At 55.3% G+C, this 21,021-nt stretch carries 23 protein-coding genes; 5 read left to right on the top strand and 18 right to left on the bottom strand.

Going from position 1 to position 21,021, the window contains the following annotated elements; all coding sequences use genetic code 11:
* Positions 1 to 59 precede the first annotated feature (59 nt).
* A complete protein-coding gene (locus E8K88_RS10975) occupies positions 60 to 1,340 on the top strand; it encodes an acyl-CoA dehydrogenase family protein (RefSeq protein ID WP_136406715.1) in 1,281 nt (426 codons plus the stop codon).
* 139 nt (positions 1,341 to 1,479) lie between these two features.
* Here the strand turns inward: E8K88_RS10975 and E8K88_RS10970 are convergent, their stop codons facing one another.
* The 17 genes from E8K88_RS10970 to E8K88_RS10890 all read right to left on the bottom strand — a co-directional run bounded on the left by E8K88_RS10970 (position 1,480) and on the right by E8K88_RS10890 (position 15,467).
* Complete coding sequence (locus E8K88_RS10970; protein WP_136406714.1) at positions 1,480 to 2,163, bottom strand: 7-cyano-7-deazaguanine/7-aminomethyl-7-deazaguanine transporter; 684 nt, start codon at positions 2,161 to 2,163, stop codon at positions 1,480 to 1,482.
* A gap of 247 nt (positions 2,164 to 2,410) precedes the next feature.
* A complete protein-coding gene (locus tag E8K88_RS10965) occupies positions 2,411 to 2,830 on the bottom strand; it encodes a hypothetical protein (RefSeq protein ID WP_136406713.1) in 420 nt (139 codons plus the stop codon).
* On the bottom strand, positions 2,830 to 3,453 hold the full coding sequence (locus E8K88_RS10960; protein WP_240754473.1) for a glycoside hydrolase family protein: 624 nt from the start codon (positions 3,451 to 3,453) through the stop codon (positions 2,830 to 2,832). The genes E8K88_RS10965 and E8K88_RS10960 overlap by 1 nt, the downstream gene beginning before the upstream one ends.
* Before the next feature lie 9 nt (positions 3,454 to 3,462).
* On the bottom strand, positions 3,463 to 3,768 hold the full coding sequence (locus E8K88_RS10955; RefSeq protein ID WP_136406712.1) for a hypothetical protein: 306 nt from the start codon (positions 3,766 to 3,768) through the stop codon (positions 3,463 to 3,465).
* Positions 3,769 to 4,212: 444 nt separating this feature from the next.
* On the bottom strand, positions 4,213 to 4,623 hold the full coding sequence (locus E8K88_RS10950; protein ID WP_136406711.1) for a hypothetical protein: 411 nt from the start codon (positions 4,621 to 4,623) through the stop codon (positions 4,213 to 4,215).
* A gap of 100 nt (positions 4,624 to 4,723) precedes the next feature.
* Entirely contained in the window at positions 4,724 to 5,515 is a 792-nt protein-coding gene (locus E8K88_RS10945) for a hypothetical protein (protein WP_136406710.1), read from the bottom strand.
* Positions 5,512 to 6,447, bottom strand: coding sequence for a hypothetical protein (locus E8K88_RS10940; protein WP_136406709.1), 936 nt, complete (start codon positions 6,445 to 6,447; stop codon positions 5,512 to 5,514). The genes E8K88_RS10945 and E8K88_RS10940 overlap by 4 nt, the downstream gene beginning before the upstream one ends.
* Complete coding sequence (locus tag E8K88_RS10935; RefSeq protein WP_136406708.1) at positions 6,444 to 10,367, bottom strand: hypothetical protein; 3,924 nt, start codon at positions 10,365 to 10,367, stop codon at positions 6,444 to 6,446. Before E8K88_RS10935 ends, E8K88_RS10940 begins: the two co-directional genes overlap by 4 nt.
* Positions 10,368 to 10,572: 205 nt before the next feature.
* Positions 10,573 to 10,878, bottom strand: a complete 306-nt coding sequence (locus E8K88_RS10930; protein ID WP_205880070.1) for a DUF1799 domain-containing protein — start codon at positions 10,876 to 10,878, stop codon at positions 10,573 to 10,575.
* Between the two features lie 35 nt (positions 10,879 to 10,913).
* Positions 10,914 to 11,393: a phage tail assembly chaperone gene (locus E8K88_RS10925; RefSeq protein ID WP_136406707.1), complete on the bottom strand. Its 480-nt coding sequence runs from the start codon at positions 11,391 to 11,393 to the stop codon at positions 10,914 to 10,916.
* Between the two features lie 126 nt (positions 11,394 to 11,519).
* Positions 11,520 to 12,170 (bottom strand): phage tail protein, encoded by a 651-nt coding sequence (locus tag E8K88_RS10920; RefSeq protein WP_136406706.1) that lies wholly within the window; start codon positions 12,168 to 12,170, stop codon positions 11,520 to 11,522.
* A 178-nt stretch (positions 12,171 to 12,348) separates the two neighbouring features.
* Positions 12,349 to 12,531 carry a hypothetical protein gene (locus tag E8K88_RS10915; protein ID WP_136406705.1) on the bottom strand — a complete coding sequence of 61 codons (183 nt, stop codon included), beginning with the start codon at positions 12,529 to 12,531 and terminating at the stop codon, positions 12,349 to 12,351.
* Positions 12,532 to 12,878: 347 nt separating this feature from the next.
* Complete coding sequence (locus tag E8K88_RS10910) at positions 12,879 to 13,262, bottom strand: antiterminator Q family protein (RefSeq protein ID WP_136406704.1); 384 nt, start codon at positions 13,260 to 13,262, stop codon at positions 12,879 to 12,881.
* Between the two features lie 121 nt (positions 13,263 to 13,383).
* Entirely contained in the window at positions 13,384 to 14,157 is a 774-nt protein-coding gene (locus E8K88_RS10905; RefSeq protein ID WP_136406703.1) for an ATP-binding protein, read from the bottom strand.
* The gene (locus tag E8K88_RS10900; RefSeq protein WP_136406702.1) at positions 14,154 to 14,915 is read right to left on the bottom strand and encodes a YdaU family protein; all 762 of its coding nucleotides are present in this window, start codon (positions 14,913 to 14,915) and stop codon (positions 14,154 to 14,156) included. Before E8K88_RS10900 ends, E8K88_RS10905 begins: the two co-directional genes overlap by 4 nt.
* Positions 14,912 to 15,163 carry a hypothetical protein gene (locus E8K88_RS10895; protein ID WP_136406701.1) on the bottom strand — a complete coding sequence of 84 codons (252 nt, stop codon included), beginning with the start codon at positions 15,161 to 15,163 and terminating at the stop codon, positions 14,912 to 14,914. The genes E8K88_RS10900 and E8K88_RS10895 overlap by 4 nt, the downstream gene beginning before the upstream one ends.
* Before the next feature lie 79 nt (positions 15,164 to 15,242).
* Complete coding sequence (locus E8K88_RS10890) at positions 15,243 to 15,467, bottom strand: hypothetical protein (RefSeq protein ID WP_136406700.1); 225 nt, start codon at positions 15,465 to 15,467, stop codon at positions 15,243 to 15,245.
* A gap of 80 nt (positions 15,468 to 15,547) precedes the next feature.
* Here E8K88_RS10890 and E8K88_RS10885 point away from each other — a divergent pair, with 80 nt between their 5' ends.
* The 3 genes from E8K88_RS10885 (at position 15,548) to E8K88_RS10870 (ending at position 18,607) form a co-directional block, all read left to right on the top strand.
* A complete protein-coding gene (locus E8K88_RS10885; RefSeq protein ID WP_136406699.1) occupies positions 15,548 to 16,324 on the top strand; it encodes a S24 family peptidase in 777 nt (258 codons plus the stop codon).
* 692 nt (positions 16,325 to 17,016) lie between these two features.
* Complete coding sequence (locus E8K88_RS10875; protein ID WP_136406697.1) at positions 17,017 to 17,442, top strand: organic hydroperoxide resistance protein; 426 nt, start codon at positions 17,017 to 17,019, stop codon at positions 17,440 to 17,442.
* Between the two features lie 466 nt (positions 17,443 to 17,908).
* Positions 17,909 to 18,607, top strand: a complete 699-nt coding sequence (locus tag E8K88_RS10870) for an ankyrin repeat domain-containing protein (protein WP_240754471.1) — start codon at positions 17,909 to 17,911, stop codon at positions 18,605 to 18,607.
* A gap of 47 nt (positions 18,608 to 18,654) precedes the next feature.
* Here E8K88_RS10870 and E8K88_RS10865 read toward each other — a convergent pair whose 3' ends face one another.
* On the bottom strand, positions 18,655 to 19,608 hold the full coding sequence (locus E8K88_RS10865; protein ID WP_240754481.1) for an NAD-dependent epimerase/dehydratase family protein: 954 nt from the start codon (positions 19,606 to 19,608) through the stop codon (positions 18,655 to 18,657).
* Between the two features lie 271 nt (positions 19,609 to 19,879).
* On the opposite strand from E8K88_RS10865, the gene E8K88_RS10860 reads away from it, so the two are divergent.
* Positions 19,880 to 20,932, top strand: a complete 1,053-nt coding sequence (locus E8K88_RS10860) for a CDP-6-deoxy-delta-3,4-glucoseen reductase (protein WP_136406695.1) — start codon at positions 19,880 to 19,882, stop codon at positions 20,930 to 20,932.
* The last annotated feature ends 89 nt before the right edge of the window (positions 20,933 to 21,021 follow it).

The following is a 21,021-nucleotide window of genomic DNA, read 5'->3' as shown; positions in this document are numbered from 1 at the left end:
TGCTGGTACTGCCAGCCCTGGCAGCCACCCTCCCAATCCACTACCACAAGGAGACAGACATGGATTTTGACTACTCGCCCAAGACCAAGGAATTGCAGCAAAAACTGCTGCAATTCATGGATGAGCATATCTACCCGAACGAGCAAGCCTATAAAGAAGAGCTGGAAGCCAACACTTCTGCAGGCAAACGCTGGTCGCCACTGCAAACGGTTGAAAAACTCAAAGTCGTTGCCCGCAAGCAAGGTTTGTGGAACCTGTTCCTGCCAGTCGATACCGCAGAAGAGTCGGGCTACACCGGCGCTGGCCTCACAAACCAGGAATACGCACCATTGGCTGAAATCATGGGCCGTGTGGTCTGGGCGCCTGAAGTATTCAACTGCTCGGCACCAGACACTGGCAACATGGAAACCTTGGCGCGCTACGGCAGTGATGCCGTCAAAGCACGCTGGCTCAAGCCGCTGCTTGAAGGCGAAATCCGCTCTGCATTTGCCATGACAGAGCCAGCAGTGGCTTCCAGCGATGCGACCAATATCGAAACCCGCATCGTGCGCGATGGCGATGACTACGTGATCAACGGCCGCAAATGGTGGATTTCTGGCGCAGGCGACCCACGCTGCAAGGTCTACATCACGATGGGTAAAACCGATCTGGACGCACCGCGCCACTCGCAGCAAAGCATGATCGTGGTGCCCGCAGACACGCCAGGCATCACCGTCCTGCGCCCGCTGTCGGTGTTTGGCTATGACGACGCACCACACGGCCACATGGAAATCCTGTTTGAGAATGTGCGTGTGCCAGCAGAAAATATGTTGTTGGGCGAAGGCCGTGGCTTCGAAATCGCGCAAGGGCGCTTAGGCCCTGGACGTATCCACCACTGCATGCGCCTGATTGGCCAGGCCGAACGCGCGCTCGAATACATGTGCCGCCGCGCGCTCAGCCGCAGCCCGTTTGGCAAAACCATTGCGCAGCAAACCGTCACGCAAGAGCGCATTGCGGAGGCACGCTGCCGCATTGACATGGCCCGCCTGCTCACATTGAAAGCGGCCTGGATGATGGACACTGTTGGCAACAAAGTCGCCAAAACCGACATCGCCATGATCAAGGTTGTTGCGCCAAGCATGGCCTGCCAAGTGCTGGACTGGGCAATGCAAGTGCACGGCGCAGGTGGTTTGTCAGAGGATTTCCCACTGGCCTACCACTACGCCAACGCCCGCACGCTGCGCTTTGCCGACGGTCCAGATGAGGTGCACCGCAACGCGATCGCCAAATGGGAGCTGGGCCGCTACGACGACAAGCCAGGTGGCAAAGAGTATGACCCACCCGTCACGCGCGGGTTTTAAATGACAAAGCCGTGTTTGCTCCCTCGAACAAACACGGCCTGTCCCCTCATGCACAGAACACTACACGCAAACAGCGTTCTGACGGGCTGGCAATGCGCCAGCCCATTTTTTTATCGCGCGTCAATCAACGCAGCCAGGCTCACACCTTGACCACTGGCGCATTGGCAGGCTTGTCCACCATGCGCACAATTGCCGCCAAGGCCACACCGTAAGCCGGCACGAACAGCACCAAACTGATCACCAGCTTGATCACATAATCCACGGTGGCAATCTCCATCCAATTGGCAGCCATGAACGGGTCACTGCTGCGCCAAAACGCAATACCAAAAAAGGCGGCTGTGTCCAAGGCCTGGCCGAACACCGACGCTGCTGCCGGCGCCAGCCACCAAGCCGCCCAGCCACGGCGAATGCGGTCAAACACCTGGATATCCAACAATTGGCCCAGCACATAGGCGGCAAAACTGGCAAAGGCAATGCGAAACACAAAGCCATTGAACTCGGCCAGCGACGCAAAGCCGTTAAAACGCCCCTCATGAAACAACACCGAAACGATGTAGGACGCGACCAAGGCCGGCACCATCACCCGGCCAATCACCACGCGCGCCTCGTGCTTGCCAATCAGCCGCACGGTCAAATCGGTCGCCAGGAAAATAAACGGGAAACTGAATGCGCCCCAAGTGCTATGAAAACCCAGCAAGTTGATGGGGATCTGCACCAGGTAATTGCTGGCAATGATGATGAGAATGTGAAAGACCACCAAGATGGCCAAGAAAAGCGGCACCCGCGCAACTGGGCCTTGGGCCGGACTTTGAATCGGTGTCATAACAACCTTTTTGATGAATGGGGGTGAGGGAACCCATGAAAACCCAGCATTATAGCCCGCAGCAGATTACAAGGGCTTACCCTGGTCCAGCGCTGCATCTGCCTAGAACCCAAGCGCGCGAGTGCTTCACGAAGGCCAAGCCCCCTGCAGGCCCAGGACCTTGGCCTGGCATTCGCGGTAAAGCTGGATCGTGGGCAAAGCCCACTGCACAACCGCCCGGCCATCTTCACCGTCGATCAAAGGCAAATCAGCGCATGGCAGTGCCAGGTTGGCCGGTAGCACCGGCACGGTCGAGCTCGTCTGTGGCACCGCGTATAAAGTCGTTGAGCTGCCGCAGCCCGTCAGCATCCAAACACTGGCTGCGGTACACAGGCCGCTCGATAATTTTTTCCACCACTTGGGCAATCGTGCGGTATTGCACATGGATTTGTTCTCCTGCTTGGGCTGCCAGCAAGGCAGCCAGATTGGCTTGGTCGGTATTGGCTTGCAGTGCGGTCGCTTGTGCCAACACGGCAGCCACACGCAAACGGTCTTGCTCGGCTTGCATCTGCGTGATTTGCAGCTCGTAATGGAGTTGCAGGCGCGCCTTGGACTGGTTGGCCCACCACAGTCCCGCCAACCAACCCAGCCCCAAAGCAAGCACACCTGTAATAAAGGCACTGCGCATTACGCCCCCTCCTCTGACAAGCCCGCACTCCAATGCCCGTCACGGCCCCATTGCGCGCACAGCTCCTGCGTAGTCGCGCGTCGGTTGACCAGACCCTGCAAGCGCGAGCGCTGGCCATTCACGGTACCAAACACCCAGCGCGCCATTTCAGCGCAAGCGCCATCCAAATCGCCCGCGTTGGCTTTGCGCAGCAGCGTGCTGCTGACCAGCGAAGCATCGCCCAGGTTGTAGAGCATGTCGATGATGCTGGCCTGCACCCAAACGTTGTAATCATCCCAGTACAAAAACATGCCCCGCGCAGCACGCTCGCTGCGCTGCAGGATGGCCATCTCCAGCGCCTGGCACTCCGCTGGGCTGTAATAGCGCTTCGGGTCCACAGCAGGCCCGGTTACGCCATTGCACACGGTCCAAGGCTGGCCCTTGCCCAGCGTATCCACATAAGGCGTGCCAATGTGCTTGCCGCTGGATTCGTAAAAAGCGCCTACCTCATGCGCCAGCACCACAGCCGCACTGGGCTGGCCAGAGTCATACAAAAGATAGCCGCCACTGGCGACTACAGACAAAGAAAAAGCGGCTGCCAAGAGCCGCTGTTTGAGCACGGTAGGGATGGTGCTATTGGCCATAGCAACTCCTCATTCCTGCTGCCGCTTACTCGTTGTCGGCGCGATCAAAAAACCTAACTGGCTCTCGATATTGCCGACACGAAACTCGATCAAAGCCAGCTTGCGCTCGGATTCAGAGGCGTTGCGGCTCATCTCATTCACAGTGGTGCGCAGCTCCACCACCGTCTCCCGCAAAGCGGTCACAACGCTGTTGAGCTGCTGCATTGCAAAATGCATGGAGATCAGGCCCCAGACGCAGGTGATGATGAGACCGACTAAGGGAGCGGCGAAGGTTTTGGGGTCGAGCCACGGTTTTTTTTCTGGATTGGTGGTCATGGGGGCTTTCTGGGCGTGAAAAAACGGCCAGAGGGCCGTTTGTTGCTTTCCGTATTAGGGTTTTGAAAAAAAACTGTTTGAACCCTCAAAATTTATTCCTATTTTGGCGCAATAAATATAAACAATCAAACATCAGCCAAAAATAAAAAATAGTAAACCACAAAAATCATTCACACCAAATTACTTCAACAAAACCAGAGCCACCATTACCACCATTACCAACCGCACCCGCCCCTCGATTCGGATTAATGGTCGCCACAGAATTATGCCCTCCAGACGCCCCTCCCATCCCACTATTTGCAGGAGCATGAGATGCCGAAGCACCACTGCCATTATTGCTAGCCGTTGGTGGCAAACCTAAATTCCCCGGAATAATATTGCCATTATAGTAATACCCCCCTGCGGGATATCCATAATAAGTCCCACTAGCTGCAGAATTTGCAATTAATGGGACTGATCTACTCTCCCTTTAACCGAAACACTCAACACATTTACAGCTGCAATATAACCAGAATCAGAAGAACCAAATGAGCTGCGCCCTCCAAGTGTTGCTGCCGCTGAAGCCGTTTGTCCAAAGCCGCCAGACCCAATCTCGACAGAAGCAATTCCTTTCAAATAAAGATAGCCCTCATTAACTGTTCCATTAGCACCAGGAGGATTACCTTCTTGCGGACCGAGTCCACCTCCTTGCGTAAATGATCCCCGAGGTCCACCTTGACCACCGCTTAAAGCACGAACAAAAACTAGACCACCGCGTGCCAGCAATGCAGCTGATGGAACAAAAACCCCATTCACTGTAAATTTTTGATATTTCAATGTCCCACTTCCACCAAAAAGTAGATTGAAGCCGCTCATAATAATCCTTTTCAATTAGGCGGATTATGCAAAATAAACCACCAGAATTCACATATAAATCTTCATCTTACGATTCAAAATCAGCATTGAATCTAAAGAATTACACCCATGTACCGCCATTAAACCTGACAACAGCCCCCCCATATTGCGGCACAACCATTGCAGCAGGAACTGGCAGCACACCTTTCACAGTTACTCCATTCCACTGAATAATTACATTGCCAGCCGAAGCATTACAAAACCCCACTTCATCACCAAATTTTGGAAAAGCAGGCATCGCAAGTGAAACATTAGGCTCAGTGATTGCATGATAAAAACCAGAAACAGCGAGACTGTTAGTGGTCACATTAATAACAGACAACCCTCCCACGGCAGGAGCATTACCCAAAACCACAGTCCATCCAGTAGCGCTGCCTACTCCTGAGAAGTGACTCACGGCAACAGTTAGCATCCCACTATCTTGGTTATAAGCAGTAACAATCCCATACATACGCTGGGAAGTAGGATTGCTAATCGCAGCAATAACGACTGCTTGGCCAGAAACAAACGCACGGCCACTTTCAACCTGCATATCAATTGAACCGGCCTCAATTGCCAAAGTTTGATTACTGGTTCCATGCGTGGTCGGTGCATTTTTTGCAAGCTCAGCAGATGCTGCTGCATCTGCTGCATTGCTCTCAGCCCAGTTAGCTGCATTCTGAGATGCACTGGCGTGCTCCTGGCTAGCAGTTGCGTTGGTCATTACAGCTTCAGCCACCTCCCCCATGCGCGCAGACCACTCCGGCAAAATCCCCAAAAATCCATCTGCTCGCGCAGAAAAGTTATTCGGGTCGTTGGTGCTCGGCGGCGTCGGTAAAGCCGGTATTGCCGGCACATTCACAATGTCAGTCATAGTTCCTCCAGTTCAAGGCTAAGCCCTCCATACCTCAAGCCCGGCGCGGACAGCGTCCAGTCCTTGAGCAGTCCATAAATCAAAAATGATGTAAACCACGGGTTGTTCGTGTCATCGTCCAGGCCGCTGAACAATGCGGGGCTGGAGCGAATCGCAATCAGCGCGTTGCGGATTTGTTCTGCGTCGCGGCTGTCTTCAATCAACAGTTTCTGGCGTGTCGTTGGCACAAAGCGGCGCTGCACAATGCGCGAGACGTCGCCGTATTCCTGGTCGCGCACAATGCGCGAGTAGTTGGCACCACTGAGCGTGGGATCGACCATGGTTTTGCCCAGATGTACTTTGCGGCAGACCACCAGCGCTTTGAGCGACGGCGGCACATCGCCGTAGACCAGCTCGACCTCAACCTCTGCGTCTTCGTACATTGGCAGATCAGAGAAAATCGCATCGTTCTGGTAAGTGAAATCGTTGAAGAAATAATCGAACCAGTTGTGCACCAAGCGCTTGGTCAGCGAAATCGTGCGCTCTACCTGCAGCGTTGTGCCTTGGTATATGCGCAGCGTGGCGTAACTGGCTTCCATGCCGACCAGGGCCACAGAGTCAATACGAGAACCTGGTTTGACGCGAAACATCAAGGACTCGCCTGCCTGGCCCACGGTTGCATTGGCCCGGCCCCGCTCAAACATCGCCCAGCTGTTGGTCGCGCCCATGTCTTGCCACTTCAGTGGCGAAGACTCGGGCGTGGCCGTATCGCCAGCGGCAATCGCCACCAGTGCCTGGTAGCGTTTGTGCACACTGGCACGAATCACCGCTGTGCCTGCTGCGTAGGCCTGGCCGGATTGCCAGGCTTGCTCGCCATTGGCCACATCGGGCTCCAGCACCGAGGAGGCGATCAAACGCGCATCGGTAATTTCAATCGGTGGATACACGATCATGCAGTCACTCCTTTCGTGATCATGGCTTCGCCGCCGCCGGTGACTTCGTCCAGCGTGCGGTGGATATTGCGGGTATTGGCCGCGGTGTCTTCGGCGTTGCTGCGCATGGCTTGCAACTCGGCTTTGGCAGCGGCCAGTTCTTCGCGCATGGCGCGCATTTCTGACAGCAGCGCGTTATTGCTATTGCTGCCTTGCATTGGTGTGAGCACATCGGCACTGCTGGCTACCGACAAGGTCTTGGTATTGGCTGCGCTTGCAGCTTGCAGGCTGGCCGGCGCGTAAGTGGCCGGAGAGACCTGTGCCTGCAATTTGCTTTTATCGCCGCCAGCGGCGCTGTACAAGTCCGCCACATATTGCTGCGTGGCTTCGAGCGACTGGATATAGGCGGCGATCCTGGCGTTTTGCTCAAACAATGAGGAGCTATTGCCCAGTGCATACGCCTGCAGCTTGCTGACAATGTCGGGCAGCTTGTCTGCCGCGTCTTTGTCGCCGGCTCTGGCCTGTGCGGTCAACAGCGCAAACTGTGCTTCGTAGAAGCTGTTGCCCTCATCCTGGGTGGTGCCCAAGATGCTGTCGCGCAATTTGTTCATCGAGCCAAAAATGGCTTTGTAGACTGACTCCCAGGCAGAGACCAGGGACTTGGCATTCGAATCCACCTGAGAGCTGATGTTGCTACCACTGCCACCGCCACCGCTATTACGCGGCGGTGGCGCAGGCGCAGGTTTTGGCGTGGGCTTGCTCTCGCCAAAAATCTCTTTGTATGCAGGCGAATCCATGAACGCGCTGAGCAAGCTCAGCGCTTGCGCTTCTGCCGATTGAATGCGCCCAATAGACGCATTAGCTTCACTCACAGACGCACTGGCAGCTGCAGCGCTGGCCTGTGCAGAAGCATTCAGCATCACGGTCGAACTTGCGACCAGGTTGCCTGCCATGCCATCAAAAGCCGCGTTGGCAAACAACGATGCGTCAAACAAGCTCATCGAGCCATCGGCAACGCCTTGGAACAAGGCTCCCAACGCCTCTTGCGTCAAGGCAGCGAGTGCTTCCGCCTCCTCTGGATTGATACCAGGCAAACCGGCGAGCATTTCTGCCAAACCAGCGAGAGTTTCTTCATCCACCAGCCCATAGAGTATTTGACTCAAGGCCTCTGTTGCAGGGGACAAATCCATCTCTGCAACCGCTTCAGTGCTCAAATCTGAGACGCTCTTCAACCAGATCGCAATCGCCTCTTGTGTGCCGGCCAGTTCTGTGTCGAACGGCCCACCCACAAAGTCGCCTTTGCCCAAACTGCGCAAGCCTTCATCAGCAAGCGCTTGCATGCCCGCACCGCCGCCTGAGCCATCCGGTGCTTCACCCAGATTCAAAACGCTTTCGCCAGTGATGCTGGCAAATGCTGTATCCATGGCATCAAACACTTGCAGTACCGCATTCTCAGCCGTGGTTGCAGTCTGATCGCCGCGCTCACCGAAGAGATCGGTCATGATCTCGTCCATGGCTGGGGCCAGTGCCTCATCCATGATGCGCTGCATGACCATGTTCAGCGCTTGCATTTGCATGGCTTGCTGGAAGCCGCCGTTGATATATTCGGCCAGCCACACACCAGGGTCTTGGCCATCATTCATGGCCTGCATAAAGCCTTGGCTCATGCTGTCGACTGACAGGCCACCTAACCGCATCCATCCCTCCAACTGGGCCTGGCGTGCATCGTCTTGTGCTTGCGCTACTTCTTGTAAGGCTTTGGCCTGCGATTGCGCAGCATCGACCGTGTCGGCAAAAGCACCACTCAACATCATCAGGGCGGCATAGAGTTCGCGCCCTTTTTCAGTTGTCAGGTCTTGCTCTTCGATCAAAGCGCGCAGCGCTTGTTTGCTCTGCGGCAGCTCGAACCCCAAATCTTTAAACGCTGAAGTGACTTGGCGCAGCGCGATATCTGCTCGCTCTTGCTCGCTGTAGAAGCGATCCATGTAAGAGCCTGCCACAGAGGTCATGGCCTCGAAGCCGCCAAACAAGTCAACCAGTTGGCTGGCCATATCCGCGCCAGCCACTGAGGTGGCAAACAGGCTTAGCCCCAGCGTATCGAGCATGCCATTAACGCCCGTCAGCGCTTGCGACAGGCGCGTCAGAGCTTCTACGCTATTTTCTGAGCTGCGGATGTATTCCTCATACCCAGCCATCAGTTGGTCACCAGCACTCAGTGAAGCATTGGCAAACACCTCTGCCATGGCCGCTTGAATAGCTTCTTCATCCATGCCTTTGGTAGACAGATTGAAATCGAAGCTAAAGTTGTTGATGCGCTCAGCTTCAATGCCAATTTGCTCAGCCATGTTCGCAACGCTGCCAACCACCAAGGCAAACGAGCTGCCCAAGAAGCTGGATGTTTCTTCATCGAGTTCGTTGTACTTGGTCTTGTTCGATCTAAACAGCCCGCCCTTGTAGTTCTCGTAGGAGAAGCCATCAAAGCCTTCACCGAAAGTGAATTCACCACCGATGCCGCTGTCTTTGAGTTTGCGACCAAACAAACGGTTGACGGCGCCGCCGAGCAAGCCACCAATCAGCGAGCCAGCCGGCCCCCAGATCGTACCGATCAAAGTACCAATGTTTACGGCTGAGTTCCCAGAGCTCCCTCCCATTGCGGAGTAGCCACCAGAGATCATTCGACCGCCGTAAACACCACCAGCAACACCAGCGGCAATGCCTGCTGCTGTGCCAACACCTTGTGCAAATCCACCGATTTGAATGGGACCTTGCGCAGCTGTTCCGCCACTGCCTTTGATCCAGTTGATCGCGCCTTGCACATACTCAGCCACATTGCCAGACAAGCTGGCAAATCCACCTGAAATGGCGTCGTAAATACTCTTGCCAGTGGACAGCAAATCAAAGCCGTTGCTGAAACTGTCCATCAGGCTGTTACTCAGGCTCTCTGCACTGATCTTGCCGTCTTTGGCAAATAGCCCCAACACAGCATTGAAGCCGATATCGATCATCGGCTGCAATACCAAAGACTTGAACAATCCCTTGAGGTAGCCGGCAGCGTTTTTTCCGCCCCCCTTGATGAAATCCTCTATGGCTTGGCCAATGGTTTTGGCGGCCTTTTCGCCATCAAACGCTATAGTCTGGATGCCTGCGCTGAGGTCTTTGGCTTGCTTACCAAAGAAGTCCAACACCGCATCCAAACCAAGGTTAATCGTAGGCTCAAGCACCAACGACTGGAATAGCTCTTTAAGGTAATCAGATGCATTTTTTCCACTACCTATGAGAATCGCCTCCACGGCTTGACCAACTTCCTTCGCTGCTCTTTGCGTACTGAAGGTCTTTTTCACCTTGTCTGAATCGCTCTCTGCGCGGGTATCAGCCAAGCTCTCGTTGACACGCTCATTCGACTTGAGCCAATCCTGTGCTGCAGCACTGTCCAGTTGGCGCTGTGCGGCAAGTTTGTTCAGTGCGCCCGAGGTCAGATCAATTGTCTCAATCAGCTCTTTCATGGCCTTGGCCTGTGCTTCAAGCGGGGCCAAAGCCAAATTCATCGCTTGGGCCAAATTGTCTTGTGCCGCTTTGAATCGATTGAGGACATCAATAGAAGTGAGCGCAGCCGCTTGCCCATTCGCTGTGGTGGCCCGGGCTGCTGAGCGCTGTGTGCTCTGCAACCCGCTTGCCAATGCGCTGCGGCCTGTATCTAGGCCTGTTGTGGCCAACTGAAGAGTCAGCCCGGCCATGCTTTCGGCCACAGAGAACCAATCACTTGCTAGCTCTGAACCTGCATCAGCTTCGTTGGTTTGGCGCGTTTGGATCTCTTGTACAGCACTGGCATCTGCGCCGACGGCCGCTTGCGCAGAGTTTTGGCCTAAGCTGCGCAGGCTTTTACTTGGCTCGGTATCGGAGGAATCGAGCTGACCGCCCGTTTTTTTAATATCGTTTGACATAGCTGCGCCCACGAAAAAGCCCCCTGGCTAGGGAGCTTGATTGAATGATTGGCAGCTCAAACGATGAGCGGGCAATAAAAAACCGCCTCAATGGACGGCATGAAAAAGTCGATGGATCACCACCTGAAAAAATGACCTGAACGCAGCAGCTCACCTGAGATCGCGCAGCTATTACAGCAGGGAAATTTGCAGCGCCTCTCAAAGGCTAGTGGCGGGACTGCTCGTCTCTGCGCTTTTGTGCCATCGCATTCAGTGCGCCGCGTTCAATGCAGCGCACTTGCTCAAACATCTCTTTGTTGGCCTGAACAAACTGCAAGGCCGCTATCACGGCCGTGTAGTCCAAGCCTGTTGCGCCAGCCATGCCGATGCGCCACTGTGTGGTGCAATACTCCAAAAAGAATTCAACGGCATCGCTGTTCTCTGGCCAGACCGCCAATACATCATGATCTTGGTAGTCTTCAGGCTTGATTCCCAAAGCTGAAAGCATCGCCAGGTTAGCGGGGTTCGACAACGCATCATCTGCGTATAGCGCCTCGCCAACCTCTCTCAGTTTTTTACGCGGTTCCCCAAAATGCGCTCATGGTATTGCTGGAACAGCTTGGCTTGTACGCCTGGGTAACGATTGATGAGCTCTTTGAGATTGTCAGACGTGAAGTCATCCTCCAAATCCCAGCCCGTGGCCACTTCCTGGATGATCTCGACTGGCGAGTTGAGCGAAGACTCTAGGGTTTCACGAATCTCTTCTTCGTTAATGGCAATGCGCTTGGCTTCGGTCGTCGCTTCTTTTTTCTTGCTTTTCTTAGCACCCTCTTCTGGCGCTTGCGCTTGCTGATCGAGCTTGTCTTGTGCATCGATTTTTGCGTTGACTTCTCCAGCCAAGCGCTGCAAATACAAGGGCTGCCAATCGCGCAAGGTGCGGCCAATGCATTTAAAAATAATCTCGCTTTGCGAGCCGTCCAAATTGTCCAAACTGACAGGCAAGTCAAAGTCCTTTGGAGCACCTTGCAGTGTTTTTAGCTTTGCCATTTTCTTGGTCTTTCAATACAAAAAAGCCCACTCCTGCATACGGTCAGGCGGGCATGAAAAAACCGCCAGGGTTTACACCTTGGCGGCTGGGAAATGCATGCAAATTCCGCTTGTCGCGGACATGCCTTAGGCTTCGTAGCGGATTGGGCGCGACAGCAAGGAGAACGTAGCGCTCACTGTCATGACAGATCCTTTGGTCATGACTGGGGTCTCATTGAATGAGGTGTAGCCATTGAACAAAATAATCGAGTTGTCTGGCAACAGCGCGCGCAGCACACGGATTTCACGACTTTCAGCCGCTTCCTTAAGGGCCTTGTAGCCTGGCAGACTCGGATCATCGGCAATGCTCAATTGCAAAGACTGTGCGGATGCCTGCGTCGGAATTTGCGATTCGAAATCATTCTCCAGGAATGAGTATGTCGCGAACTGCATTTCACCACCCGATGTCGTGCATTCGGTCACTTGCTGCAGTTGCTGCCAGCCAGTGATGGTGCGGAATGCACCCGTGCCACCGCCTGCAGGAAAGCGGGTTGGGTTGGTGGTATCTGTGCCTTCCAGCGTATAGCTATTGTCATCACTGACTTGGGCCACGCGGAAGGCGCGGTCGTTGAGAGCGCTCCAGCTGGACTTGAATTCAATGATTTCTCCATTCGCCAACTGATGGCCTGCAGCTGTTACGACTGCGGGGTTCTGGTTGGAGATCGCAGACACAGCATGCTCAACACTGTACTCAGTAGCCAAAGAAAAAATGATGCCGTTGGGCAATTTGACAGCCATGGTATGGCCCTTTCACATATGAAAAAAGCCCCTAAGGGCCGATTTCTGCGAGGGCATGAAGCCGTGGCAGAGACAAGAAACCGCCTCAGCTGATGCCTTAGCGGTGGGAAAATGGGTACAAGATCACGCGGGGCACCGCCTCTGCATGCTGAAAGCAACATGCAACTCGCGCACGCGTTTAACGCGCATCCTGTGTATCCACACGGCATGCTGTTTGACTCAAATGTTTGTCTAAAGCCGTGAGAGCACCTTTGAAATGCCTGTGCAGGGTACGCGTCAGATCTTCTTGTTCAAAGCGTTCGCACAAGAGTTGCGCCAATGCCTGGCGCAACTCTTGCAATTGCTGGGTTTCATCTGCCATTTTTTGTACGGCAGCGCCGTGCCTTCAGAAAAAGTGGTCCAAGCTGCACAGTCGTGCAGCCACAAAAAAAGCCCCAACCATTTCTGATTGAGGCACATTTGGTGCAGGCATCGCTCCCAGGCTGCATAGTCGCAATAAAAATGGTGGAGCTTGCCCGCATAAAGCAAAAGCCCCAGCTGTTGAGGCTGGGGCTTTGAATTTTTTACGCAGTTGTACTGCATTAACACCTCCAATGTACTTTAGTTGCGACTAGCCGTCAAGGCTTTTTTTCATCCATTTTAAAAAACAGTTTTGAAGGCGGTGCATCCACGGATGGGTACATGCACCGCTGGCGCCCTGCTCATAGATTAGCCGCGCGCGGCCTCTTCAAACTCCATCTGGTACTTGCCGCCCATTTCATGGGCAGTTTGCTCGATCGCGGTTTGAAGCAAGCGGTAGTATGCATCGCGCGTTAATCCCAGCTTGGCGGGCTTGTCCTTGACGTAGCCTGCGCAGATGTAGTGGCAGGCCAGCAGCCTTTTGAGCGAAGGCCGCAGTTGGTGGATGATGCCATTGACGCGCTGCAAGTCATCGTCCACCAGCAGCTCATTGCCAGAGGAGCGGGCACCGTCTACGCGCAATCTGGCAAATGCGGCAATCGAGGGGTAGCCAAGGGCCAGGCTATTCTCACGCACCTTCCAGCGGCCCCACTGGTCGAGCAATGTTTTGATGTTTTGGTCAGATTTGATCATGGTCTTGCCTGCAAATTGGCGTAATGAAGAGGGGTGATCGACAGGCCCGTGCGGCCATCGACTCGGATGAAGTGGGGATTGGCAATGAGTTCGTGCCAACGTTTGTTTGCGTATTGCTGCATCACGCCGCAGGCCGGCGATAGCTGTCCCAAGTAAAAGGCACGACTGCGCCGCCGTCCTCGCTGATGCGGTCCATCACGCGCTCGCCCACAAAGGCACGCACTTCAGCCAGCGTCAGGTTGGACAACAAAAGAGTGGGCCTGCGTAGCTCATAGCGCTCATTGAGCACATCAAACAAGATGTGCTTCTCAAACTCAGAGCCAAACTGCACACCAACTTCATCCAGAATCAGCAGATCCGGTGCGACCATCGTGGCAATCGCTTGCGACTCTGAGATGCGAGCGCCTCTACCCCATGAGTCCTTGACCATGCGCACTGCGCGCAGCACGGTGGTGAACACCACTTTGGCATGGTGTTTGTGCATGGCATGCAAGCCAATGGCAGTTGCAAGATGCGTTTTGCCTGTGCCCGGTTTGCCCAGAAACAAGGCACATCGCCCTGTAGAGCGCACCTGGACAAAGTTCTTCGCGTATTCGGTGGCAAATTGCAGCGCAGCTTGTTGCGCCGGCGTGGTGGCTGTGAAGTTATCCAAGCTGCGGTCCTGGAAGCGTGGCGGTATCGCGGCGCGCTCCAATTTGCTGCGCCATTCCTGCAAGCACATGCGCTCTTGCTGCCTCACTTGCTCAGCCATTTCTGCGGCTTGTTTTTGCTGGATGCAAGCACTGCAACCCAGCCAAATATTGCGCAAATAGCACTTGCTGGTGTAGGGACCGTGCGTAGCGCAATGCGCTGCACGCTCGCGTGGCGGTTGGTGGATTTGCAGATCAAAACTCATACCAGTGTCACCCGCTCGCCATAGTCTTTGGCATCGAAGTTGTCCACTTGCGGCCTGCGGATGGGCTGCGCCCCGCCAGCAGTGCGTTTGACCGCCTCTCGGCGTCGCCCAGCAGCCATCGTCAAGGCATACGCAAAGCCTTTGCCTCTGCGCACTGACTCCTCGGCCGCATAGGCCAACTCCTGCAGTGTGGCCCCCTCGGCCAACAATTGGCCCAGCAGAGGATGTGCTGGGTTGGCATCGTGCAAGCCGGCATCGCGCATGGCTTTACTGGCCCGCCCTGCACTGCTGGCAGAGGGAGCTTCAGACGCAGCAGTCTCTATGGGTGATGGTCTTGGTATAGATGGTGTTGGTGTTGGTAGCACAGCCTGCGTTGAGCGAGCGTTCAGCGGTCGCTCAGCCACTGCTGGCGCTGTGCCAAGCATTTGCTTGGCTCGGACTTTGCGCGCATTCACTGACGCTTCAGCGGACGCTCTGGCCTTGGCTTGCTTGTCTGTCATGCGCATCAACTCGGCATCACAACGGGCGTGAAACCAGCGCTCATCGCGGCAGGTGAAAAACTCATCGAGCACATGGGCCACTTCCTGCTCATGCTCACGCATGCGAATGAGTCGGCTCAGGCGCTGCACATCGCCAGTCAGTGCACCCTCCGTCTGGTAATACAAATCCAGCAGCCTGCGGTAAGCAATGTCCTCCAGCGGCGAGAGGTGCGCTGTGTGTGTGATGTAGTCACCAATGTGAAACGGGTAGTAATTCATGCCAGTCCTCCTGCCACATAAACCCGTGCACCGCCAGTGCCATGGCCTTTGGTGCGAATCGTTGTGCCAATGACTTGCACCAGCCCCTCACGCAGCGCACGTGCATAAATGGGCCCAAATGCACGGTCATCACTTGGCCGAATGCCGGCCTGCTTGGCTGCATTGGTAACCAGCTCGCCACTGATAGGGCCGTGAACTTTGATGTACTCAACCACAAACGCATAGGCTTGCTCGCTGAAAGTAGGCATCACCGCTTTGTGACCACCAGCGCAAGCCTGAGTGGCTGCAAGCGGTCTATATGCGATGTGCTCCAATTTGCGTATTGGCTCAGCCATTAACAGCCTCCTTGTGCAGCTCTGGCCAATTCTTTTGCCAGTCATCAGGCATGCGCCACTGCAGCGCCATGCACGCATCAGGCGCATGGATTTGCCGAGCCAAAGCCAGGCAAACCTGCCTCAAACCGCGGCCAAGTTGGTACAGGCATTGCTCGTCAACGCCCAGCTTGGCCGCGATGGCCAGGCGCTGACTTAGGGTGTAGTTTGGAGTGTTCATGTAGCGACTATATCGCATCGATACAATAAAAACAATCAATTCGATATAATTCGATAATATTCATTTGATAGATTAGCGACATGGAAACATCATCTGAGCGCAGAAAGCGCAAGCTCTCCCTGCTGTGCGATGCCGTGGGCGGCGCCCAAAAGGCCGCAGAACCTGCATCCCTGAACTGGCAATCTCTCTCGCAGGTGATGGCCGGCACCCTGCTGCCGCCCAAAAAAGATGGCAGCAGAAGCCCCAAGGCCTTGGGCGATAGTTCGGCCGCCGCGCTAGAAGAAGCATGGCAGCTTGGGCGTGGCTGGTTTGACAATGAACAGCCCTTGCCAACCTACTTGGGCGGCGTTGGCAAAGACAATGATGTCGAGTACCAAATCATTGGGATTCACCCAGAAGACGAGTTACCGGATGGCTTTATCCATATCCCAGAACACAACATCAAGGTACACGGCGGAAATGGAAGGTCAGCGATTAGCTACGAAGTGGAGGAATTACGTGAGCCAGCCACATTCAGGCTGTCGTGGCTGCAGCGATTGGGCCTGAACCCCAAGTATTTGCTGCGCTTCAAGGTCGCGGGTGTGTCGATGGAGCCTGTCTTGCCTGAAGGCAACTCCGTCCTGGTTAACACGCAAGAAAACCAGCTGGAGCAGATCATTGATGGCAAGGTGTACGCAATCCGCTATGGCAACGAATTACGCATCAAACACCTGTTCTACTCCCCAGTCACCGGCATACTCAGACTGCACAGCGCCAACCCAGCCTACAAGGACGAAGAACTCACTCCGAGCCAAGTCGCAGAGCACATCACCCTGATTGGACGGGTACGCGACCAAAGCGGCCCAGGCGGCCTGTAAGCACGACAAGCACGCGTTTGCCAGACCATTCATTCAGGCCATTTATTAGCGAAAATAGCGAATAACCCCATCAATTGCTCAGCATAATCTATCGATTTAGTCTAAAATTACATCTATTCGATATATTTTGACGTTGTATCAGTCGTATCCAGCGTGCGCCCTGTTTCCCTAGAGGGACTTATAGGGAAACAGGCATGCCAACGCGCACTAGCGCGTCTATGCCTATGAAATGGCACAACGCCGAACCGATGGGCAAGAGGTTTACGAAGCCCATAGCCAGGCACGCACAGCGCGCGTGCTGCGCCATCCGCTGCACAACCAAGTGTTCCTCGAAGAGGCAAAGGCAAAGGCAAAGGCAAAGGCAAAGGCAAAGGCAAAGGCAAAGGCAGAATTTGTAGAGTCGATTGCGCAGACCGATTGCGCTTGGCAGTGGCTGCGCTGATCGCCGGCAATATGGACAGCGCCCTCGCCAATGCAAAGCAAGCAAGGGCCCGTACCGCGTGGAGCAACGCGCACGCCATGATGGCGTCTGAGCAGGACTGCCCCTGCTGGCGATGGAAACGACTCGGCATGTCGGCATCGAAATAGCGCCCCCTCATAACACGCCCCCTCAAAACCACAGCCTTTGCCGGGCCTTCGCATTGCGACTACGCTATGGACTTGCCCCTCTAACCCTTGAGTAAAGGAAGACCATGACAACGCCTCTGGACAAAGTACTGTACACAGCACAAGCGCATACGACTGGCGGTCGCGATGGCGCAGGTAAAACCAGTGACGGCGCACTCGACGTGCAGCTGAGCTCGCCCGGCTCTGGCCAGCCCGGCACCAATCCGGAGCAATTGTTTGCCGTCGGCTACGCCGCATGCTTTATTGGTGCGCTAAAAGCCGTGGGCCCGAAAATTGGCATCCAGGTGCCCAATGATGTGGCGATAGACTCCAGTGTTTCACTGGGCCCCACACAGGGCGGCAAAGCTTATGGAATCGCAGTCAAATTAGCCATCACCTTGCCGGGCCTGGATGCCGCAGACAAGCAACAATTGGTTGATGCAGCGCACCAAGTCTGCCCGTACTCCAACGCTACGCGTGGCAATATCCCAGTGGATCTGGAAATCGTTTAAGCCATCCCAAGCGCCATCGGCACGCCAAGCAAAGCGTACATTGGCGTGCCCGCCGAAGTGGATCACATTGGCATCAGGCATCCACAACATGGGGGCTTGGTCCGTCAGTATTACTACGGAGAAACTATTGCTTCCCTAAGCCGTCTCACTGAACTTGAACAACACGCCTTATAGCCTGTTCACCTTCTTCGCACAGTGGCAGTAGCCGCCAAAAGAGGCCGTGCAAGGCACCTGTTGCCGCTCATACGTTTGAATGAAAAACCGGTAACGCGGCAACGGACTTTTGGGTGCCTTGCAGCTCCTTTGGATGTCAGGAGTTGGTGCCCAACAGGCACACTGCTTTGTTAAAAAATCCCCGCCGGGCAGATAGCCCGACTGCGTTTTTTGCCGCGCATTGCGCCTTTTGTGCTTCAACGCGGCCTGCGAAAAAGATCACAAACAGGTTCTTATGCAACAAGGAGATGCTATGCAACGAATTTTATCGCTAGGACTTGGGCTGCTGATGTGCAGCATGGTGTCTGCACAAACCGAAGCCGCCACCAATCCAGGCAATCCAAGCAATGCAAGTAACGCACAGGGTCTGCACCAGGCTGCCGCCAATAATGATGCCAAAGCGATCCAAGTGATGCTGCAGGCTGGGGGCCTTAAAGACATCGATGCACGCGACAGCCAAGGCCGTACGGCGCTGCTGGTTGCCACGCAGGCAAACCACGTGCAAGCAGCACAAGCCTTGATAGAAGCAGGTGCAGATGTGAATGCCAAAGACGCCATTCAAGACAGCCCCTACCTGTATGCGGGTGCGCGTGGCCACCTGGATATTCTGAAACTGACTCTCAGCCACGGCGCTGATGTGCGCAGCACCAACCGTTATGGCGGCACCGCCTTGATCCCAGCTAGTGAGCGCGGCCACGTCGAGACTGTGCGTACCCTGATTGAGGCTGGCGTCGATGTTGACCACGTCAATAAGCTGGGCTGGACAGCGCTGATGGAGGCCATTGTGCTCAGCGATGGCGGACCGCGCCATCAGCAAATTGTCCAACTCTTGCTTGATGCCGGTGCAGACAAGAACCTGGCCGATCGCGAAGGAGTTACCCCACTGGGCAATGCACGTCTGCGCAATCAGCAAGAAATGGTGCAGTTGCTGCTCAAGGCAGGCGCACAATAAGTGCGCGTGGTATTTGCCGATGGGCGCACTAGCGAATTAATCACCCGCTAAGGTTTGGCATTGGCGCCCTTGAGCTGCAGATACTGCGCCACAGCCACCCCAACATCTGGATAGTGCCATGCCAGCCGCAGCTCCCGTTTGATGCGCTGATTCGACATGCGACGCGACTCTGACAAAAAACTCATTTGCAAAGCGCTCATGGTTTGCTGCGCCTGTGCTCGGCTGATACGCGGGGGCGCAGGCCAATGCATGGCCTTGGCGACGCAGTCAAAATAATCCCCCATCAACAGCGCACTGTCGTCATTGGCATTGAAGATGCGCCCAGCCCGGCCACGCCACAGCGCCAGCCAGCACGCGCGTGCCAAATCTTCTGCATGGATGTGGTTGGTAAACACATCGTCCCCAGCTTCAAGCACAGGTGTGCCTTTTTCCAAACGGCTAAGGGGTGAGCCATTTGGACGGTCAAACGCGTAAATACCAGGCGCTCGCAACACGGTAGCGCCCACGCCTTGCCGCGCCAGCGCACGTACCTGCTGCTCAGCATCGACGCGGCGAAATGCCCGCGCATTGACTGGCGCCACTGGCTGTGACTCACTGACCCAAGCGCCATGGCAGTCGCCATACACACCGGTGGTCGAGACGTAAGCCAAACTGCGCACGGCATGGCCGCTACAGCGCAAGCTGCGCAGCAAGGCCCGAGTACGCCCATCTGCCATACCAGTGGTTGTTGGTGGCGCCAAATGCAGCACCCGCGTGGCCAAACCCGCCAAACGCCTGAGCGTACCGGGCTGATCCAGGTTGCCCACCAAGGCCATCACGCCCAGCTCACGCAATGGCACGACTTGCTCTGGGCGCGAAGTCAGTGCGCGCCAAATCCGATGTGTGCTGGTTGCAGCAGCGGCCGTGTCCTTCGCGTCTGCAGCGCGCGCGCGTTGCCGGATCAAGCGCATGGCCACATCACCACAACCAATGACCAAGACACGCTCACGTTTGAACCGCATCGGCAATGCCCCATGTGATTGGCGTGCAGGAGAAAAATAGGACCACGCCAGAACATCCGAGCGCGCGGCTCGGTGTTGCTGTGCGGGCAAGCCGTTCAAAGGCACAATAGCAGTCTTTCGATTCATATTGAGGTTGCTGGTGCTTCACGCCCATGTTGCGCCAAGCCTGCAGACCACGATCGGACCTATCGGCTTGGCGCAGCATCGCCGTTTTTAAGAATGCCGTCATGGTACACAAGCCTGGTCACCCCCAATGTCTTGATTTTTCACAATGTCTTTTGCCCCGCCCCGCCACACTGTCACCGTTTTGCCCAGCTCGCGCAGCTTTGATATTGCCCAGGATGAGCTGATTCTCTCTGCTGCGATTCGCCAAGGCGTAGGTTTGCCGTATGGCTGTAAAGACGGTGCTTGTGGCTCGTGCAAATGCAAAAAAATGCAAGGCCAGACCGAGATGCTGCCTTATGCCAGCAAGGCATTAACGGCTGAGGAATTGGCCGAGGGGTATATTCTCACTTGCAGGGCCAAAGCCCTTGGCCCAGTCGTGATCGAGTCACGCCAAGTGACCTCGGCCGACTCCTTCCCAATTCGCAAAATGCCGGTGCGTGTGAGCAGCTTGCAGCGTGTCAGCCACGACGTCATGCAAGTGAACCTGCAATTGCCAGCCATGGATCGCTTTGAATACCATGCCGGCCAGTATGTGGAGTTTTTGCTCAAAGACGGCTCACGCAGAGCCTACTCGATGGCCTTGGCACCACATGAGCAGGCCATTTCGCCACGCCTGGAGCTGCATATTCGCCACTTTCCCGGCGGGCTGTTTACCGACCATGTCTTCAACGGTATGAAAGACAAGGAAATTTTGCGTATCGAGGGCCCGTTTGGCAGCTTTTATCTGCGTGAAGACTCGCACAAGCCAATCATCCTGCTCGCCTCCGGAACAGGCTTTGCGCCAGTCAAGGCGATGCTCGAGCACATCATGCACAAGCGCATTGAGCGCCCTATTCACTTTTACTGGGGCGGTCGCCGGCGTGAAGATTTGTACTTGCATGATTGGCTGATCGAGCACACGGCAGCGCTCAACCAATTCCATTTCATCCCTGTGCTGTCAGAGCCGACCGAACAGGACGGCTGGCAGGGCCGCACCGGCTATGTTCACCAAGCCGTACTCGATGATTTTGACTCTTTGGCCGAGTTTGAAGTTTATGCCTGCGGCGCGCCAATTGTAGTCAGCAGTGCTCGCCAAGCCTACACAGAGCAAAGAGGTTTGCCACCCGAGCAGTTCTTTGCCGACGCCTTCACGACCGCTGCCGACCTCGCCGCAGAGTAACCCCAGGCCATAGCCGATTCAACCCCATCGCACCAGCCATTGCGCTGAGGCAAGCTTCTCCGTGATTGTCACTACAATCGAAACAAACC

Origin of the sequence: Lampropedia aestuarii, from assembly GCF_004803635.1 — a bacterium.
In the GTDB taxonomy this organism is placed as follows: Bacteria; Pseudomonadota; Gammaproteobacteria; order Burkholderiales; family Burkholderiaceae_C; genus Lampropedia; species Lampropedia aestuarii.
Note: the sequence above shows the minus strand (reverse complement) of the source record. Positions and strands in the feature narration are given on the sequence as shown.

Bases quoted from the DNA above. Each gene is read 5' to 3' on its own strand.
- E8K88_RS10975 (WP_136406715.1), top strand. From the start codon at position 60: ATGGATTTTGACTACTCGCCCAAGACCAAGGAATTGCAGCAAAAACTG.
- E8K88_RS10970 (WP_136406714.1), bottom strand. From the start codon at position 2,163: ATGACACCGATTCAAAGTCCGGCCCAAGGCCCAGTTGCGCGGGTGCCG.
- E8K88_RS10965 (WP_136406713.1), bottom strand. From the start codon at position 2,830: ATGCGCAGTGCCTTTATTACAGGTGTGCTTGCTTTGGGGCTGGGTTGG.
- E8K88_RS10960 (WP_240754473.1), bottom strand. From the start codon at position 3,453: ATGGCCAATAGCACCATCCCTACCGTGCTCAAACAGCGGCTCTTGGCA.
- E8K88_RS10955 (WP_136406712.1), bottom strand. From the start codon at position 3,768: ATGACCACCAATCCAGAAAAAAAACCGTGGCTCGACCCCAAAACCTTC.
- E8K88_RS10950 (WP_136406711.1), bottom strand. From the start codon at position 4,623: ATGAGCGGCTTCAATCTACTTTTTGGTGGAAGTGGGACATTGAAATAT.
- E8K88_RS10945 (WP_136406710.1), bottom strand. From the start codon at position 5,515: ATGACTGACATTGTGAATGTGCCGGCAATACCGGCTTTACCGACGCCG.
- E8K88_RS10940 (WP_136406709.1), bottom strand. From the start codon at position 6,447: ATGATCGTGTATCCACCGATTGAAATTACCGATGCGCGTTTGATCGCC.
- E8K88_RS10935 (WP_136406708.1), bottom strand. From the start codon at position 10,367: ATGTCAAACGATATTAAAAAAACGGGCGGTCAGCTCGATTCCTCCGAT.
- E8K88_RS10925 (WP_136406707.1), bottom strand. From the start codon at position 11,393: ATGGCAAAGCTAAAAACACTGCAAGGTGCTCCAAAGGACTTTGACTTG.
- E8K88_RS10920 (WP_136406706.1), bottom strand. From the start codon at position 12,170: ATGGCTGTCAAATTGCCCAACGGCATCATTTTTTCTTTGGCTACTGAG.
- E8K88_RS10915 (WP_136406705.1), bottom strand. From the start codon at position 12,531: ATGGCAGATGAAACCCAGCAATTGCAAGAGTTGCGCCAGGCATTGGCG.
- E8K88_RS10910 (WP_136406704.1), bottom strand. From the start codon at position 13,262: ATGATCAAATCTGACCAAAACATCAAAACATTGCTCGACCAGTGGGGC.
- E8K88_RS10905 (WP_136406703.1), bottom strand. From the start codon at position 14,157: ATGAGTTTTGATCTGCAAATCCACCAACCGCCACGCGAGCGTGCAGCG.
- E8K88_RS10900 (WP_136406702.1), bottom strand. From the start codon at position 14,915: ATGAATTACTACCCGTTTCACATTGGTGACTACATCACACACACAGCG.
- E8K88_RS10895 (WP_136406701.1), bottom strand. From the start codon at position 15,163: ATGCCTACTTTCAGCGAGCAAGCCTATGCGTTTGTGGTTGAGTACATC.
- E8K88_RS10890 (WP_136406700.1), bottom strand. From the start codon at position 15,467: ATGAACACTCCAAACTACACCCTAAGTCAGCGCCTGGCCATCGCGGCC.
- E8K88_RS10885 (WP_136406699.1), top strand. From the start codon at position 15,548: ATGGAAACATCATCTGAGCGCAGAAAGCGCAAGCTCTCCCTGCTGTGC.
- E8K88_RS10875 (WP_136406697.1), top strand. From the start codon at position 17,017: ATGACAACGCCTCTGGACAAAGTACTGTACACAGCACAAGCGCATACG.
- E8K88_RS10870 (WP_240754471.1), top strand. From the start codon at position 17,909: ATGCAACGAATTTTATCGCTAGGACTTGGGCTGCTGATGTGCAGCATG.
- E8K88_RS10865 (WP_240754481.1), bottom strand. From the start codon at position 19,608: ATGCGGTTCAAACGTGAGCGTGTCTTGGTCATTGGTTGTGGTGATGTG.
- E8K88_RS10860 (WP_136406695.1), top strand. From the start codon at position 19,880: ATGTCTTTTGCCCCGCCCCGCCACACTGTCACCGTTTTGCCCAGCTCG.